The sequence below is a fragment of the Nostoc sp. genome (assembly GCF_036916655.1).
Lineage (GTDB): Bacteria > Cyanobacteriota > Cyanobacteriia > Cyanobacteriales > Nostocaceae > Nostoc.
In genome coordinates this window covers 59,104-76,195 of sequence record NZ_JBALFY010000070.1, presented here as the reverse complement: position 1 = coordinate 76,195, position 17,092 = coordinate 59,104, and the positions used below count along the sequence as shown (strand labels likewise).

Sequence of the window (17,092 nt, the reverse complement as noted above, 5' to 3'; positions counted from 1 at the left end):
CCATTCAGAGGGAAGCACAAAACTTTTGTTGCTGGAAGGGGAGTCGCCCGCCAGGGAATAAATTCCCTGGCTAATAGCTTAAGTCTACTGAAGTAGACTGGAGATTTTTGTCGATATTTAGTCATCTTCAGATGACTTTAGTTATGAGACGGGAATTTCAATTCCCGGCGGACGATCGGTTTCGCGTTAAGTTGACACCAATGGGCACTGCCGTGCCCCTACGGGTGTACTCACGAGATCGGGAAACCCTATATACTCTTTTTATTATTTTTTTAGGAGCATAACTATTCCGATAATAGTTATGAATTTTGCTGTTTACCAATAAGGCAAAGAAAATTTAAAACTTAATATTCTTTATAAAAATATTTTTTATATTATCAAATTTAGTTATCACGAACACTACGCCGTTAGACAGATTAATTGTATTATCACTCAGCTAAATAATTGCAATCAAACTTTTTCTGAAGTTTAAATTTATTCTTTCAGAAAAAATATTCGTAGATAGGTTTTCAACATAGTGATTTTCTCTAAGTTGAGGCTCGTGCTTCTTAATTATTTATAACAAATTATTCCCTGGTTTGGATGCCAATCAAATTTTTCTGTAACGCCAAGGAGGAAGGATGTTAAATCGACTTGTGAATCAGTTTTTAGCTTGGATAAATCAGAGAAGCTTATTGAAGTTTACGAAACAACCTGGCATACAAGCTTTTGCTCTACTATTTGTAATTGGTTTGGGCTTGAGTATTGCGATCGCATCTTGCACCCCGAATAATGCCGCTAACTCTGTCACTGCACCGAAACAAGAACCCCAAAAAAGTCAGCTAACAGTCCTGAAAATGGGGCATCAAAAAGGGGTAGCACTACTAAATATTCTCAAAGCACAAGGAAGCCTAGAGAAGCGTTTAAAACCTCAGGGTATTTCTGTCACCTGGAATGAATTTTCTTCTACAGCACCACTACTTGATGGGATGGGTGCAGGTGCAATAGTCTTTGGTGCTGGTGGTGGTACAGGAAGCGTCTTTGCTCAAGCAGGCGATAAACCATTTGTGCGCGTAGCTGTATCACTCAGTAGTGGTACAAAGGGTTCACCAATTTTAGTCAAGGAAAATTCACCCATCAAAACCGTTGCCGATCTCAAAGGTAAAAAAGTTGCTTTTGCTAAAGGCTCCGGTCAGCATTACATCATAGTACGGGCTTTAGAAAAAGTAGGTTTAACATATAACGACATTAAACCTGTTTTTCTCACACCAGCAGAAGCTTTACCTGCATTTGAACGTGGTGATATCGATGCGTGGTTAATTTGGGACCCATATACCGCTCAAGCCGAACAAAAAATTCGCACTCGTTCAATTGCAGACAATGGCACTATCTTTGGTGACAAAGCTGCAATCGAAAGTCCAGGTTTTTATTACGCTTCTCAAGACTTTGTACGCGACCATCCAGACCTTTTAAAAATCATTTTGCAAGAGGTGGAAAAGGCAGCTGATTGGTCTAATAAGAACACTAATGATTCTGCAAAACTGCTTTCTAAGGTGTACAAGATTGATTTGGCAACAATGAAAACTGTTGAGGAACGCAGTGGAACTAGACAAGTAGTACCTGTGAATGACGAATCACTCTCAGGGTTACAACGTATGGCGGATGAGTTCTATAAGCTAAAAGTTATTCCCAAAAAAATTGATGTCAAAGATAAAAATTTCAACTGGATTCCTGACCAGAAGTGGTAAACCTACTACCATTTTGGATTTGGGGTTTTAGATTTTGGATTGGGAATTACATTGATGTGAACTCATCTGTCGAATCATTTTTCAAATTGGTATAACCTGTTTACCTGAATAAAGCAAGCAACAAAGGAATAATTATGTTCACTCGATTGATGAATCAGTTTTTAGTTTGGATAAATCAGAGGAGGTTGTTAAAGTTTGTTCAGCAACCTGGAATGCGATCGCTGGTGCTACTATTTGTAATTGGTTTAGGTTTGAGTTTTGCGATCGCATCCTGTACCCCGAATAATGCGGCTAATTCTGCCAGTCCGCAGAAACAGGAACCACAAAAGAGTCAGCTAACAGTGCTGAAAATGGGGCATCAAAAAGGGATGTCTCTACTAAATATTATCAAAGCCCAAGGTGCGCTAGAAAAACGCTTACAACCTCAAGGGATTTCTGTAAGCTGGAATGAATTTTCCTCGACTGCACCTTTACTTGAAGGGATGGGAGTAGGTGCGATCGTTTTCGGTGGTGGTGGTGGTACCGGAAGTGTATTTGCTCAAGCGGCTGATAAACAATTTGTACGGGTAGCTGCGAGTACAAGTAGCCCCAGAAGTTCAGCTATTTTGGTGCTAGAAAATTCACCGATTAAAACTCTTGCCGATCTTAAAGGCAAAAAAGTTGCTTTTGCAAAAGGAGCGAGTTCGCAATATATGATTGTCCGCGCTTTAGAGAAAGCGGGTTTGAAATACAGCGACATTCAACCTGTTTTTTTGACACCAGCAGAAGCTTTACCCGCTTTTCAACGTGGTGATTTTGATGCCTGGGTAATTTGGGACCCTTACACTGCTGAAACAGAGCGCAAACTGCGGACTCGTCTATTGGCAGACAATACTACAGTATTTGGTGACAAAGCTATTGTAGAAAGCCCAGGTTTCTACTTTGCCTCTCCAGATTTTGTACGCGATCATCCAGATATTCTAAAAGTAATTTTGCAAGAGTTAGAAAAGGCTGGTGTTTGGGCTAAAAACAACAACAAAGATTCTGCTAAACTGCTTTCAAAACTCTATAAAGTTGATTTGCAAACAATGGAAATTGTCGAGGGACGTGGTGGAACTAGACAGGTTTTGCCTGTAGACACTGAAGTTCTGACGGGCTTACAAAATATGGCAGATACATTCTATGAATTAAAAGTTATTCCCAAGAAAATCGATGTAAAAGATAAAAACTTCAACTGGGTTCCTGACCAAAAATGGTAAAGCAGAAATGAATTCTGAATTCAGAATTCAGGAGTCAGAATTCAGGAGTCAGAATCAATATCCTTGTGGACTCCCTAACTATGAAATTTGCACAGAATCTCATTCTGTTAGCGGTAGCGGGGCGTTTAGCCCATTCTGACTACTGACTCCTGAATTCTTCTTTATTAATTGACAGAAAAAAGAGGCGATCGCATGAAAATTCCTTTAATCCAAATTAACCGCCGCTTCTTTTTAATCGCGGCTACATCATTTGCAGCATCCACAGTATTTACTAGCTGTAGCTCACCCAATTCTGCTTCTAATCCCGCACCAAATCCGGCAGCAACACCAGCAGCTAATACCGTCGCTACGGCAACAAAAGAGAAAGTCAAAATTGGAGTTACACCTGTACCCGCAGGAGAAATTTTAGAATTTGTCAAAAAGAATTTAGCACCAGAGGCAGGATTAGATATTGAAATTGTTACTTTCAATGATTTTGTCCAAAATAACTCAGCGCTTAGGGATGGACAAATCGATGCTAATTACTTTCAGCACGTTCCCTTTATGGAAGACTATGGCAAGCATAACAATATTAAAATGGTTGCTTTTAATCCTCCAATTCACTTAAATCCAGTCGGAGTTTATTCTAAGCGCCATAAATCTTTAGCTGAAGTTCCGCAAAATGGACTTGTAACTATTCCTGATGATGCTAGCAACGCTAACCGAGCTTTGAGAGTGCTAGAAAGCGCTAAATTAATCAAACTAAAAGACAATATTAAAGGAGTAGCAAGTGTCAAAGACATTGTTGAAAATCCCAAAAAACTCACAATCAAAGAAATACCAGGAGCGCAGGCAATTCCCTCACTTCCTGATGTGGATTTAGCAGCAATAACAGGTAACTGGGTTGTCCAAGCAGGGATGCGAACTGATAAAGATGCCTTAGCGTTGGAATCTGCTCGAAACCCAATTTATGCAGTTACTCTGACTACGTTACAAGGAAAAGAAAACGACCCCAGAATTAAAAAAGTCTATCAATTGCTCCGGGATCAAAAAGTTAAGAATTTTATTAAAGAGAAGTACAAAGGTGCTGTGCTGGCAATTCCCTAATGATGTAAGTTTTTAGATGGAATTTTGGAGTTCAAAAAGCAAGTTAATCTTTTTAACTCCTTCAACACTATACAAAGGCGATCGCATGAAAAATCCTTTAATCAAAATTAACCGCCGCTTTTTTGTAATAACTGCTATATCATTTACAGCATCAACATTATTTGCTAGCTGTAGTTCACCCAATTCTGCCTCTAATACCGCAGTCAATACATCAGCAAAAACAACTGCTAATACAGTTGCAACTACACAAGAAGAGAAAATAAAAGTTGGAGTTTCACCTGTCCCAGCCGGAGAGATTTTAGAATTTGTCAAAAAGAATTTAGCACCAGCAGCAGGACTAAACATCGAGATTGTTACTTTTAGTGATAGCGTGCAAGACAACTTCGCACTGAGAGATAAACAAATAGATGCTAATTACTTTCAACACGTCCCTTTTATGGAGGACTTTGGCAAGCAACACAATATCAAAATGGTAGCCTTAAACCCTCCAATTCATTTGAATCCAGTTGGCATTTATTCCAAACGGCATAAATCTTTAGCTGAGGTTCCTAAAAATGGGTTAGTGATTATTCCTGGCGATATCAACAATGCTCATCGCGCGTTGAAGGTACTAGAAGAAGCTAAGTTAATCAAGCTGAAAAATAATCCTGGGGTTTTAGTAAGTATTAAAGATATTGTCGAGAATCCCAAAAATTTGCAAATCAAAGAAGTTATATCTGGTCAGTTGTTACCCTCTCTTCCTGATGTCGATTTAGGTGTGATGACAGGTGCAACAGTTCTAGCAGGAGGAATGCGAACAGATAAAGACGCTTTGGCATTGGAATCAGCGAAAAACCCACTCTATGCAGTTACTCTTACTACTTTGCAAGGGCAAGAAAATGACCCTAAAATTCAGAAACTTTACAAATTGCTCCGGGATCAAAAAGTCAAGGATTTTATTAAACAAAAGTATCAAGGTGCAGTGATTCCTATTCCTTAGCAAAAAAAGTCAATTCAAGTTTTTTACTTTATCAAACAAGACATATATCCTTTTTTTGGAGTAATTATTAAGATGATCACATTTACTGATGTACGCAAAGTTTATCACCAAGGACATCAAGAGATCGTAGCACTGGATGGCGTGAGCTTTGAGGTCAAACCAGGTGAGATTTTTGGGGTTTTAGGACAGAGTGGTGCAGGTAAAAGTACCTTAATTCGTTGTGTTAATCAATTAGAAAAGCCTACATCGGGTTATGTCACAGTGGATGGACAGGAAATCACCAAACTCTCCGGTATCAGGTTGCGCCAAAGTCGTCAGCGAATTGGAATGATTTTTCAGCACTTCAACTTACTCAGTTGCAGAACTGTGGCAGAAAATATCGCTTTTCCTTTGGAAGTGATTGGTTACAGCAAACTGAAGCAACGGGCAAAAGTTGAAGAATTAATCTCACTAGTTGGTTTGGCAGGTAAAGCTAATGCTTATCCAGCACAACTTTCGGGCGGTCAAAAGCAACGGGTTGGTATTGCCAGGGCGCTAGCTGGTGAACCAAAAGTATTGCTTTCTGATGAAGCGACTTCAGCACTCGATCCTCAAACGACGCGATCGATTTTAGAACTATTGCGCGATCTCAATAAGCGTATGGGGCTAACAATTTTGCTGATTACCCATGAAATGGGCGTGGTTAAGCAAATCTGCGACAGTGTAGCGGTACTCAATGCTGGCAAGGTTGTAGAACAGGGGCGAGTCAGCGATTTAATCGCCAAGCCAGAATCACTTCTCGCCCAAGAAGTTTTCCCACGTCGCAATGGACACTTAGCACGTCCTGGCGCAGTGCTAGCAACGATCGCCTTTGCCGGAGAACAAGCTAAACAACCAATCTTCGCCACTTTAGCACGTCGTTTTGATGTTGATATCAATATCCTCAGTGGTAGCGTCGAAACCGTAGGCGATCGCCGCGTTGGTCAATTTCACATCGAACTAGAGGGAGCAAAGATCACGCAAGCCTTGAAATATCTACACGAATCAGAGTTTGAGGTAGAAGTGCATTAGAGTGCTGAGTGCTGAGTTAGAAGTTATTATTCCCTTGCCCAATCCCCAATCAAACTATGAATGCAATTGATACTACTTTACTTAAAACACGTGCCACGCCGGCTAGTCCAGCAGATTATCCTGATAGCCCGTTGTCGCAAGCTTTACGACAGCCCGTTTTGCTCGGATTATTCTTACCTATTCATCATGGTGGTTGGAGTTCGTCAGCCTTACCGCGCACTACCGACTGGTCATTTGACTATAATGCCAAGCTGACCCAAAAGGCTGAGGAACTCGGTTTTGACCTCGTTTTCGGTTATTCTACCTGGCAGCCTAAAGGTGGACAAGGCCCGACACGAACGGAAGCGGGTTTAGATGCCTTCATCACCACTGCATCCCTTGCCAGTATTACCTCACGCATCTTGCTAATCTCGACAATTCACGTCCTCTACGGGCCGTGGCATCCGATCCATCTTGCCAAATTTGGCGCAACCCTTGACCACATTTCCAAAGGTCGATGGGGTATCAATGTCGTCACCGGACACCGGGCTTATGAGCATGAACTATTCGGCTGGAGCCAGATCGAACACGATCGCCGCTACGAACTCGCTGATGAATTTGTCTCCATCCTCGAAAGACTCTGGTCTGAAACCGAAAACTTTTCTTATCAGAGTCAGGCTTCCTGGCAGTTCAAGGATGCTTACATTAGCCCGCGATCGCTTTATGGTCGGCCGATTTTGGTCAACGCCACTGGCTCCGATGCAGGTATCAATTTTGCAGGTCGCCACTCTGATATCGTGTTCATTACTAGCCCAGGTGGTGGCGATATCGAAAGCGCCCTATCCTCGCTACCCGCTCACACTGCCCGTGTCAAACAGTCTGCGATCGACAATGGCCGACAAGTACGCACTCTCCTAAATCCGCTAATTGTCGTCCGCGAAACCGAACGAGAGGCGGAAGAATATGCTCAAGCGATCATCGACCACGCCGATCGCGAATCAATCGCTGGACGTTCTCAGTTCACCAGCGATGCACATGCCTGGAAGGGGCATCAAAAGGGCAATCTGCGGCATGGTGTTGGTAGTGCGATCGGCGGTAACGTCCAACTGATCGGCTCCCCTGAACAGATTACCGACCAACTTCTGCAACTAAAAGAAGCTGGTGTTGATGGCTTCCAACTCGCCTTCTACGATTTTGAACCCGATCTCGATTTCTTCGGCAAGCGCGTTCTCCCACTACTAAAACAGGCAGGATTGCGACTCTGACGCGAATGGCACTAAGTTAAGTTGGAGAGTAAACATTGTTTGGATTGCAGAGGGGCAGGCGTGCAGAGGAGAATTTCTAAATATCCGAACGCAATACCTTAAACTTCTTCTTTCTCCCCTGCTCCCCTGCTCCTCTGCCCCTCTGCCCCTCTGCCCCTCTGCTCCTCTGCCCCTCTGCCTCCTTCAATTGGAAGTTCCTAGAGGCCTACATCCATAAGCCCCTACCCTTGTTTTTTATCTTCATCTATGCAAATCTTATAGTCAATACAACGCTAACTCTATTGATTTATCGTAGTATGCAATCGCCGCGTTGGTCAATTTCACATCCAACTAGAAGGATCAAAAGTAACCTAAGCCTTGAAATATTTACCCAAATCAGAGTTTGACGTGGAGGTTTATTGATGCAAGGGCAAGAATTGCTACAAAGTTTATGGCTGGCTACTGGTGAAACCTTTTACATGGTGAGTATATCAGCGGTAGTAGCGATACTTTTAGGTTTGCCTTTGGGCTTAATCTTGGTGATGACAGCCCCAGGGAACCTGCTAGATTTTCCACAGGTACATAAAGTGTTGGGTGCGATCGTCAATACCGGGCGATCGTTTCCCTTTATTATTTTGCTAGTCGTCTTGACACCAATAACGCGATTGATCGTCGGTACTTCCATCGGTAGTACAGCCGCGCTAGTTCCCCTAACCCTCGCCGCCATCCCATTTTTCGGCCGCATCGCTGAAACCAGCATTCTGGAAGTTGATAAAGGACTAATAGAAGCCGCTCAAGCAATGGGTTGTAACCATTGGCAAATAGTTCTGAAAGTATTGATTCCTGAGGCTTTCCCATCCCTGCTATTGGGTATGACAATTCTCGTTGTGAGTCTACTGAACTCTTCCGCAATGGCAGGGGCCGTTGGTGGTGGCGGCTTAGGTAATTTGGCAATTCAATACGGCTACCAACGATTCGATGTTGGTGTGATGATTTCCACCATTGTGGTTCTGATTGCCCTAGTGCAAATCGTACAGTTATTAGGCGATTTACTGGCGCAGCGAACAAGAAAACGATAAATCGATCGCCATTTTGCCAAAATTCGTAAACTTTTCAATCTTCTCTCTGCATCTTCCGCATCTTGTAGAGAAATCGGTTAGTTTACCTCCGATCTTGAATCACCAAGAATATTGCTCATGAACAGACAACATCCAAAAATTAACCGCCGATTTTTTATCACAGCTTTCGGCTCATTTACTGCTTCTATACTCTTTGCTAGCTGTAGCCAACAACAAGCTCAAGTAACTTCAAATACAGCCCAAGCAACGGCACAAAAAGAAGTCATTCAAGTTGGAGTGACGGGAATTATATCTGAAGATATTTTGAAGTTTGTAAATACTAAGCTAGCACCTCAAGAAGGATTAGAAGTAAAAGTTGTCATGTTTAACGACTGGATACAACCAAATACAGCTTTAAGAGACAAAGTAATTGATGCCAATTTTTTCCAACATCGACCTTTCATGAATAATGCAGTCAAGGAACTCAAAATCAATTTAGTCCCATTAAATTTAGTTTCCTTAAGCACACTTGGTCTTTTCTCAAAAAACCTTAAATCTGTGAATGAGGTTCCTCAAAATGCTACTGTCACAATTGCCAATGATGTGATTAATAATGACCGAGGATTGAGGTTACTGGCAAGCAATGGCTTAATAAAACTTAAGGAAAATACCAAACAATTTGTAACTCAAAGAGACATAGCTGAGAATCCGAAAAAATTGCGAATCAAGGAAGTAGAAGGAGTCCAGGTAGTTCGAGCTATTAATGATGTAGACTTCATTGTTTCTTCGGCTCAAACCGTTGCTCTAGCAGGAATAACACCGCAATCTATGGGACAGGAGACAGCTAAAGATAAAAAATATGCTTTGGCATTAGTTACATTACAGGGTCGAGAAAATGAGCCGAAAATTCAGAAGCTAAATAAGTTACTTAACGATCCACAAGTTAGAGATTTTATTAACAAGCAGTATCAGGGACGAATAGTACCTGTATTTTAAAGGTGAAGAAGAATTCAGGAGTCAGAATTCAGAAGTCAGGAGCAAAGCCAAAGATGCTACACGTAGCTTGCTTCTCTGTAAGGGTACGCCGACTTGCTATTAGTCGGGGATACACTGCGGGAAGTAAGCTAACCAAATTCTCAATTTGGTGTGAGTGCAAAAACCCACGATTATTCATTCTGAATTCTGGCTCCTGACTCCTGAATTCTGTTCGATGAAAAATGACAAATTTATTACTTCATCTTTCCGAAATTAGGATTTACGAAACTTAAACTTTGAGCATTAATGGAGAGTAAAATTATGCTTTTTGGACAAATCGAAAAAGAATTACTTTGTGGAGAAATTTGGTCAATTTGGCAAACAACGAAATTACCAGATCATCTACAGTTATTAGCGGATCAAGAACTAGGAAAACGCGATATTTGGGAATTACAGACCCAAAAGCCTAAGAAAAAGCCTAATCATCTAAATCTTGAGGATGATTCTAGTCATTCAACAAGTATTTAAGCTACTATTCAATATTTTGGTGCATCATAATGAGTTCTAAAGAGCATACTGCTCTAACCACTGATAGCAATTCGCTAACGCAACGGAGTACTGTTTTAACTTTAGCGATCGCTTGTGGTTTAGCAGTGGCTAATGTCTATTACAATCAGCCGCTACTAGCTGATATGGGACGTAGCTTGAATATCTCTGTCCAACAAGTGGGATTTATTCCCACTCTTACCCAAACTGGCTATGCAGTCGGACTACTGTTATTAGTTCCTTTGGGCGATCGCATGGAACGCCGTTGGTTAATTGTTAGTATGCTAGGTTTGCTGGCTGGTATCTTAGTCGTGGAAGCCACAGCACCTAATATCGCTTGGCTTTCTGTGTCAAGTTTCGTACTTGGTTTCTGTAGCATAGTAGCACATCTAGTTATTCCACTAGTCGCCCAACTAACACATCCTTCAGAACGGGGTAAAGTTATTGGAACCCTACTCAGTGGTATGATCCTCAGCGTTCTTCTTGCCCGTTCAGTCAGTGGGATAATTGGCGAATATCTGGGTTGGCGAGCCGTATATGGCATCTCAGCAGGTGTAATGCTGATCTTAGCTTTTGTGATCCAAGGGCGGATACCTGTAAGTAAGCCTTCATCTACCCTGTCATACCAGCAACTAATGCAGAGTCTTGTGCAATTAGTTCGTGAGCAGCCTGTATTACGTGAAGCGGCGCTGAATGTTGCACTAGTATTTGCAGCCTTTAATGCTGCGTGGGTAACTCTAGTTTTTTTACTAGAATCTCCCGCGTATAATTACGACAGTCGAGTTGCAGGTTTATTTGGCTTAGTTGGCTTAATCGGCGTTTTTACCACCCCAATTGTTGGACGAGTAGCAGACAAGCGGGGCCCCAGAATGTTAATTGGCGTAGCTGTTGTGGTATCTCTATCAGCTTTTGTCATCCTTTGGATAGCTGGTGGAACTCATTTGCTCGGTCTTATATTAGGGGTGCTTATTCTGGACTTAGGAATGCACACTGGTTATGTTTCAAATCAAATCCGCGTTTACAACTTAGTTCCAAATGCTGAGAGCCGTTTGAATACGGTATACATGGTGACAAACTACACTGGCGGCGCACTTGGCTCTTTTCTTGGCACTTATGTCTGGGGCTTGTGGCAATGGAACGGCGTTTGCGCCTTGGGATTATTTTTGTTGACAGTGGCGTTTATCGCTCATTTCAGTGTACGTAAGAGAAAATCTACAGTAGTTTAACTGGTTGTGGAGACTGGGGATTGGGGACTGGGGACTGGGTACTGGGAAATTATTTCAAAACTTGGGAGGGTTCAAAATCGAATAGGACTAAGAAAAGCCGAAAGGCTTGTGTCACCTTGTTCTCAATCTGAAGGCTGGGAATGTATTCCCAAAGGCTCTGCCCCTAGTCAGCCTACTGGAGACGGAGCCTCTGGAAACCAGTCAGTCTAAGGGCTGTATCTTAACTTAGTGCCATTCGAGTCAAAGTCCCTTACATAATTCTTACGAGTAAAATCCCAGCCCCTAATCCCCAATCCCCAATCCCCAACCCCTTTTACCTAGCAAGAGAAGGAATCAATATCAATGGCACATCTGTTTGAACCATTCAAAATTCGTGAAGTTACCTTTCGCAACCGCATCGCCGTTTCACCGATGTGTCAATATTCCAGTACAAATGGATATGCTAATGATTGGCACTTTATTCATCTAGCCTCTCGCGCAGTGGGCGGCGCTGGGATAGTGATCACAGAAGCGGCAGCGGTGGAGCCACGTGGACGCATTAGCCCGCAAGATTTGGGAATTTGGTCAGATTCACATATAGAAAGTTTAGCTAAGACTGTGGCATTAATTCATAACTTTGGTGCTGTTGCGGGTATTCAACTTGCTCATGCAGGTAGAAAGGCCAGCACTGCCAAACCGAGCAAAGGAGGAAAAGCACTAGATGAATCTCAGGAAGGTTGGCGGCCGTTAATTTCGAGTAGTGCGATCGCTTTTAGCCAAGATAGCCCAGTTCCAGAAGCCCTCAGCCTTGAGGGAATTCAAGAAGTGATTGATGCCTTCGCCCAAGCCGCTAAACGTTCTCTACAAGCTGGTTTCAAGGTCGTGGAAATCCATGCTGCCCACGGTTATCTACTGCACCAATTTCTCTCACCCCTTTCTAACCAGCGTCAAGATGATTATGGTGGCAGCTTTGAAAACCGGACTCGTCTCCTCAGAGAAGTAGTTCAAGCAGTCCGAGAAGTTTGGCCCCAGACACATCCACTCTGGGTACGCATCTCCGCCACCGATTGGGTAGACAATGGCTGGGACATTGAGCAAAGTATCGCTTTAAGCGACAAACTCAAATCTTTAGGAGTCGATCTCATCGATACTTCTTCAGGAGGTACTATACCGGGCGTTCATATACCAATTAAACCTGGTTATCAGACTGAGTTTGCCGAACGCATCCGCCGCGAAGCTAATATTCATACAGGAGCCGTGGGCTTAATTACATCCCCTGAACAAGCTGACGAAATTATTCGTACAGAAGTAGCTGATATAGTGCTGTTAGGACGTGAACTCCTCCGTAATCCTTACTGGCCTCATCTGGCAGCCAAACAACTAGGACACGATAAACTCTGGCCTGTTCAATACGATCGCGCTTGGCTATAATTTCACCCATACTAAATTCTTACTTTTCACGTCATCTGAAAAGCTCTTTTCTCTGTATTTTCTGTGCCTCTGCGGTTAAACAAATTGCTTTAAACCGCAGAGACACTGATAGTGCTGAGAAAAACAACAGATTTTAAGCTGTTCCACATTTAAATTGCATAAGCTGGGCGCTCATGTTGCCCACCCACAAGATTTATGTTTGATTCGATTATGCAATTCAGATGTTTTTTAGCTTACATACAGCGCTTCCGGCAGCTATGAGGTACATCCTCAAAGCTGAAAGCTATGATAGGAAAGGGCAAGAAGAAAAACTGTACTGTATTGCATAATAGCTGTCAGTGCTTTAACCCAAGTTTTTCTAGTCCTCTTCTAGAGGACTTGCACCATTAGACAGGGAATTCTATTCCCTGGCTGTCTGTATTGCATAATAGTATATTTATTCCCGCCGTGCAGTTACAACATACTTACATATTTGACCAGACATGATATGATACATACTCTAATCATAGTCTCGCCATTTTTTTTGTTCTAATAGTAAGTATACAAACTTTCTGTTTTACGAACATTAAGTATTGCTAATACTCATTCAGGGCTGGTAATATGCAGGTTTGCTAAAACTTCATCAGAAAAATTAATAGAGACGTTGCCTTGCAATGTCTCTATTAGTGTCCTTGTCTGTGCGAATTATCTTATCCAAATGAAGGAAGAAGCATGAACAGAGTGAACGCAAAGCGATGCTACGTAAATACAACGAAGTAAGATGAAAATTTTTGGGCTATGGTAGTCTGTCTCATTAATTTTGAGGGATTAGAAAAGTTTCTAGCTAAGTACAGCCCACCACAAAAAGAGTCAAGATCCCCGTAGGGGTACGCAGTTAAACCCAACATCAACCCTCAATTTTTCCGAACCAATTTTACGGTGACGTGTACTTAGTAAGGGGCTTTAGGCTTTGAAATTGAGCGATAAATCGCTGAATACAAATTACCAACTCAGATTTTCAAGTGAAATCTATTCTGACAGAACAGGGCTGCAAGAACTTTTAATCAGGGAAAGAATCATGATACCAAGTAATAGAGAACACTTCCAAAAAGACAAACTAAAGTTTACTTCTTTTGAACTTCCACCTGCGCTTAAATCGGTAAACTTTGCTTGTTTTGTTATTGGCGAAAGTTTATCTTTTTTTGGGTCTTGGATGACTCAAATTGCTTTAGTATGGCTAGTATATCAACTAACTAATTCGGCTATCTTAGTAGGTGTAGCTGGATTTACAAATCAAGCAACGGGCTTAGTTATTACTCCTTTAGTAGGAGTTTTGTTAGATCGTTGGAACTTACGATATGTCTTATTAACTACTCAGTTAGTATCTATTTTGCTCTCTTCTACCCTAACCTTTCTAACTCTTAGTGGTAACATCAACGTTGTATGGATTATTCTCATTGGTACACTTCAGGGAACGGTAAAAGCTTTTGATTTACCAGCACGTCAGGTAATTATTCCCAGACTTTTGGATAAAAAATCAGATACTTATAGTGCAATGGCTTCTCATTCATTCTTGATTAATACGGCGAAGTTTGTTAGTCCGATGATTGGGGGTTTAGTGATTGCTAGGTCTGGTGCAGCTTCCTGTTTTCTCGTAGATAGTATTAGTTATTTACCCTTTATATCTGCAATCTTAACTGTCAAAGTAAACCCAGTTATACATAATGCATCTAATCACAAGTCCCAAATTTGGAACAACCTCAAAGAAGGGTTTGTTTATGCATACAAATTCTTGCCAATTAAATACTTATTGATATTGCAAATTATTGTCTGCTTTATGGGGATGACCTACGTCAATTTAGTACCAATTTTTGCTCAAGAAGTTTTGAAAGGTAACGCAGAAACTATGGGTTATCTGATGACAGCTTCGGCACTTGGTTCTATAATTTCAGGTGTTTATCTCATTTCCAGAAAAAATATCATCGGATTAGGAACAATCATCGCAAGTTCTACAGCAATTTTAGGTTTAGGGTTAATAATTTTTTCAAGGTCGACTAATTTAAATATTTGTCTAATATTCATGTTTATCATCGGCATGAATAATAGTCTTACTTTGGCTTCAATTAGTAACTTTATGCAATCGATTCTGCTTGAAGAAGATAAAAGAGGTAGAGTAACTAGTATCTTTACAACTGGTTTTTTAGGAATACTGCCTTTTGGTAATTTATTTTTTGGAGCATTGGCAGGTTACTTTGGCGTTAGCAATGCTTTAATGTTTGGTGGTATCTGTTGTATTCTCGGAGCATATTTCTTTAGTAGACAACTCCCCAAAATAGGAAAAATAGTAGATCCAATTTACGCCCAGTTGGGGTTATTTCCACAATCAAATAAAGGCTAAGTACAGCTCATCCAAAAAAGAGTATGGAATTTAATCATTCGTAGGTTGGGTGGTAGCTTGCTTTCCCGTATGGGTACGTAGTGAAACCCAACATCAACCTCGATATTTTCGAACCTCTTTTATGGTGACGTGTACTAAGTACAACATTTTATTAATTCATAGCCAATTAGCTTTGGCAAAACTCTGCGTAATAATGTACTTTTAATTTGCATAACTAGGGCGGGCAAGATGCCCACCCCACAAGAGTTTTAATGCCAGGTAAGCTGTTGTGATTATAGTTTGCACATTGAGGCGGCAGGGGAGCAGGGTGCAGGGAGCAAGGGAGAGGATTTACAGGTTTTGCCTAATCATACTTGTGATGCAATTTGCAGGCGCAACAGCTTAATGTGCAAGTAAAATGTCCAACAGCGCCTAATTATATCAACTGTTTAATTACGTTTCATACCCCATTTTTGTACTGTGTTTATTTCAATTAATCGAAAAAGATAATTGACAGCTAAACCCAAAATTGCAATTACCACTAATCCGGCAAATACGCGATCGGTTTGTAGGAAGTAGCGACTGTTATTAATCTGCCATCCCAAACCGCTGGTAGCACCTCCTGAACCAAATATTAATTCAGCGGCAATCACGGTACGCCAACCAAAAGCCCAAGCAGTTCTTAAGCCTGTTAAGATGTGAGGTAATGCCGCCGGGAGCATAATTTCTCTAATCAGTTTAAAACCATCTAGGCCAAGGTTTTTTCCCACCATAAGAACCGTTGGGTTGATAGTACTGAGTCCCATTTCTGTATTCAGGGCAATTGGCCAAATTGTCGCATGGGCAGTAACTATGATAATAGAAACAGAAGTGAACCCAAACCAAATCATCACTAGGGGTAAAATAGCGATCGCAGGTAAGGGATTCAGCATCGAACTCATCACAATTAGCAAATCTTGACCAAAACGAGAAACTTTAGCGAAAGCTGCTAATGCCGTACCTACAATCACACCCAATACCATACCGATACATAACACAGACAAAGTACTGAGTGTTGCTTGCAGCAGTTTTTGACTCAATAAGTCGTGCCATAGTACTTCTAAAACTGCTATTGGGCCAGGAATCAGCAAGGCGGGAACTTGGGCAATCCATATATACAATTGCCAAAAAATCAATAAGCTACAAAAAATTATTCCACGCCTGAAAGTACTACTAGCTTTGAGATCGGCATATAACTTCTCAAATTTATTGGAATTTGCTGTTGTTCGACTCACAAATTTCATACTCTAAAAGCCAATACAGTTCAGTTAAACTTCTCTTCCTTTTTTTTCTCTTCTTTATACAAAGCTTTACGAGTCCTGATGCGTAAAGCCCCCGCTTCAAAAACGAGAGAGTATGTCAATTGGCTCAATTCCATAAGCAACTGCTTTATTATTAAGCAACTTTTTATACTGTTCCTGTGAGACTTTTCCGCCATCTATTTCTGAGAGAATTTTGGCTGCTTCATCAGGTTTTTCATTCACGAGTTTAGTAGCATTGGCGATCGCAGTATACAAAGCTTTACCAAACTAGTATTATTCCAATTAATAAAATCCACGTTCTAAATCTCTTGAATATCATGGTTATTTTTTACCTTGTTTAAGAGATTTATGTTATCTGTTAATTTAAACGAAAGTATCACACAGCTAGCAGCAAAAAACAAGGTATTTGCAAGCTAGACCCCACGGAAGGTTCGGCCAGAACGAGAGAATGAAAACTTTTTCCCCCACTCCTCATCCTGTTCTGACGTAACTCCTCTGGGACTTTCAGGCTCTTGGTAAGTTTATTGTAAAAACCTCTTGATTTTGATCGCCGTTTGTGAGAAAGTCTCATTTAACATCAAAAATACGGTAAATCGATAGACTTGCAGATATTTGCAGTCTGACTGGAAGAAAGTGCAGCTCATATAGCGACTCTTGAATCTTGGCAACAAGCTATCGGACTGATTCAGACTACGGAAGTGTAATAACCATACGATGAGAGCTTGAGTATTAGCATTAAATACTTACATAATTGTCGGGAGAACAATCTCCAATGCAAGTTACTTGCTAGTAGAACAATCCCAGATTGCATCACAAATTCAGTGAGATTGCCATCTTTTTATAGAGGTGGGTATTCCGTGTGTGGCTCAAAGTCATTCTAGCTTTTAGCCGCTCATGTATTTACTCATGCCTGGATT

15 protein-coding genes are annotated in these 17,092 nt (G+C 41.3%); 12 read left to right on the top strand and 3 right to left on the bottom strand.

What is annotated here, in order from left to right:
- The first annotated feature begins 620 nt into the window (after nt 1-620).
- The 3 genes from V7L31_RS20520 to V7L31_RS20510 all read left to right on the top strand — a co-directional run bounded on the left by V7L31_RS20520 (nt 621) and on the right by V7L31_RS20510 (nt 4,051).
- Nucleotides 621-1,727: an aliphatic sulfonate ABC transporter substrate-binding protein gene (locus tag V7L31_RS20520; protein ID WP_334697955.1), complete on the top strand. Its 1,107-nt coding sequence runs from the start codon at nt 621-623 to the stop codon at nt 1,725-1,727.
- A 134-nt stretch (nt 1,728-1,861) separates the two neighbouring features.
- On the top strand, nt 1,862-2,965 hold the full coding sequence (locus tag V7L31_RS20515; protein WP_334697954.1) for an aliphatic sulfonate ABC transporter substrate-binding protein: 1,104 nt from the start codon (nt 1,862-1,864) through the stop codon (nt 2,963-2,965).
- Between the two features lie 192 nt (nt 2,966-3,157).
- Nucleotides 3,158-4,051 (top strand): MetQ/NlpA family ABC transporter substrate-binding protein, encoded by an 894-nt coding sequence (locus V7L31_RS20510; RefSeq protein ID WP_334697953.1) that lies wholly within the window; start codon nt 3,158-3,160, stop codon nt 4,049-4,051.
- 12 nt (nt 4,052-4,063) lie between these two features.
- Here the strand turns inward: V7L31_RS20510 and V7L31_RS20505 are convergent, their stop codons facing one another.
- Nucleotides 4,064-4,396: a hypothetical protein gene (locus tag V7L31_RS20505; RefSeq protein ID WP_334698003.1), complete on the bottom strand. Its 333-nt coding sequence runs from the start codon at nt 4,394-4,396 to the stop codon at nt 4,064-4,066.
- On the opposite strand from V7L31_RS20505, the gene V7L31_RS20500 reads away from it, so the two are divergent.
- The 9 genes from V7L31_RS20500 to V7L31_RS20460 all read left to right on the top strand — a co-directional run bounded on the left by V7L31_RS20500 (nt 4,311) and on the right by V7L31_RS20460 (nt 14,895).
- Nucleotides 4,311-5,030, top strand: coding sequence for a MetQ/NlpA family ABC transporter substrate-binding protein (locus tag V7L31_RS20500; protein WP_334698000.1), 720 nt, complete (start codon nt 4,311-4,313; stop codon nt 5,028-5,030). The genes V7L31_RS20505 and V7L31_RS20500 overlap by 86 nt on opposite strands.
- A 72-nt stretch (nt 5,031-5,102) precedes the next feature.
- A complete protein-coding gene (locus V7L31_RS20495) occupies nt 5,103-6,080 on the top strand; it encodes a methionine ABC transporter ATP-binding protein (RefSeq protein ID WP_334697952.1) in 978 nt (325 codons plus the stop codon).
- 56 nt (nt 6,081-6,136) lie between these two features.
- Complete coding sequence (locus V7L31_RS20490) at nt 6,137-7,324, top strand: LLM class flavin-dependent oxidoreductase (protein WP_334697951.1); 1,188 nt, start codon at nt 6,137-6,139, stop codon at nt 7,322-7,324.
- A gap of 401 nt (nt 7,325-7,725) precedes the next feature.
- Nucleotides 7,726-8,382 (top strand): methionine ABC transporter permease, encoded by a 657-nt coding sequence (locus tag V7L31_RS20485; protein WP_334697950.1) that lies wholly within the window; start codon nt 7,726-7,728, stop codon nt 8,380-8,382.
- A gap of 117 nt (nt 8,383-8,499) precedes the next feature.
- Nucleotides 8,500-9,357 carry a MetQ/NlpA family ABC transporter substrate-binding protein gene (locus tag V7L31_RS20480; RefSeq protein ID WP_334697949.1) on the top strand — a complete coding sequence of 286 codons (858 nt, stop codon included), beginning with the start codon at nt 8,500-8,502 and terminating at the stop codon, nt 9,355-9,357.
- 300 nt (nt 9,358-9,657) lie between these two features.
- Nucleotides 9,658-9,864 (top strand): hypothetical protein, encoded by a 207-nt coding sequence (locus V7L31_RS20475; RefSeq protein ID WP_334697948.1) that lies wholly within the window; start codon nt 9,658-9,660, stop codon nt 9,862-9,864.
- A 29-nt stretch (nt 9,865-9,893) separates the two neighbouring features.
- Nucleotides 9,894-11,108, top strand: a complete 1,215-nt coding sequence (locus V7L31_RS20470) for an MFS transporter (protein ID WP_334697947.1) — start codon at nt 9,894-9,896, stop codon at nt 11,106-11,108.
- Between the two features lie 342 nt (nt 11,109-11,450).
- A complete protein-coding gene (gene namA / locus V7L31_RS20465) occupies nt 11,451-12,518 on the top strand; it encodes an NADPH dehydrogenase NamA (RefSeq protein WP_334697946.1) in 1,068 nt (355 codons plus the stop codon).
- A 955-nt stretch (nt 12,519-13,473) separates the two neighbouring features.
- Complete coding sequence (locus V7L31_RS20460; RefSeq protein ID WP_334697945.1) at nt 13,474-14,895, top strand: MFS transporter; 1,422 nt, start codon at nt 13,474-13,476, stop codon at nt 14,893-14,895.
- 428 nt (nt 14,896-15,323) lie between these two features.
- Here V7L31_RS20460 and V7L31_RS20455 read toward each other — a convergent pair whose 3' ends face one another.
- Nucleotides 15,324-16,148, bottom strand: a complete 825-nt coding sequence (locus V7L31_RS20455; protein WP_334697944.1) for an ABC transporter permease — start codon at nt 16,146-16,148, stop codon at nt 15,324-15,326.
- A gap of 105 nt (nt 16,149-16,253) precedes the next feature.
- Nucleotides 16,254-16,430: a hypothetical protein gene (locus V7L31_RS20450; protein ID WP_334697943.1), complete on the bottom strand. Its 177-nt coding sequence runs from the start codon at nt 16,428-16,430 to the stop codon at nt 16,254-16,256.
- Nucleotides 16,431-17,092 lie beyond the last annotated feature (662 nt).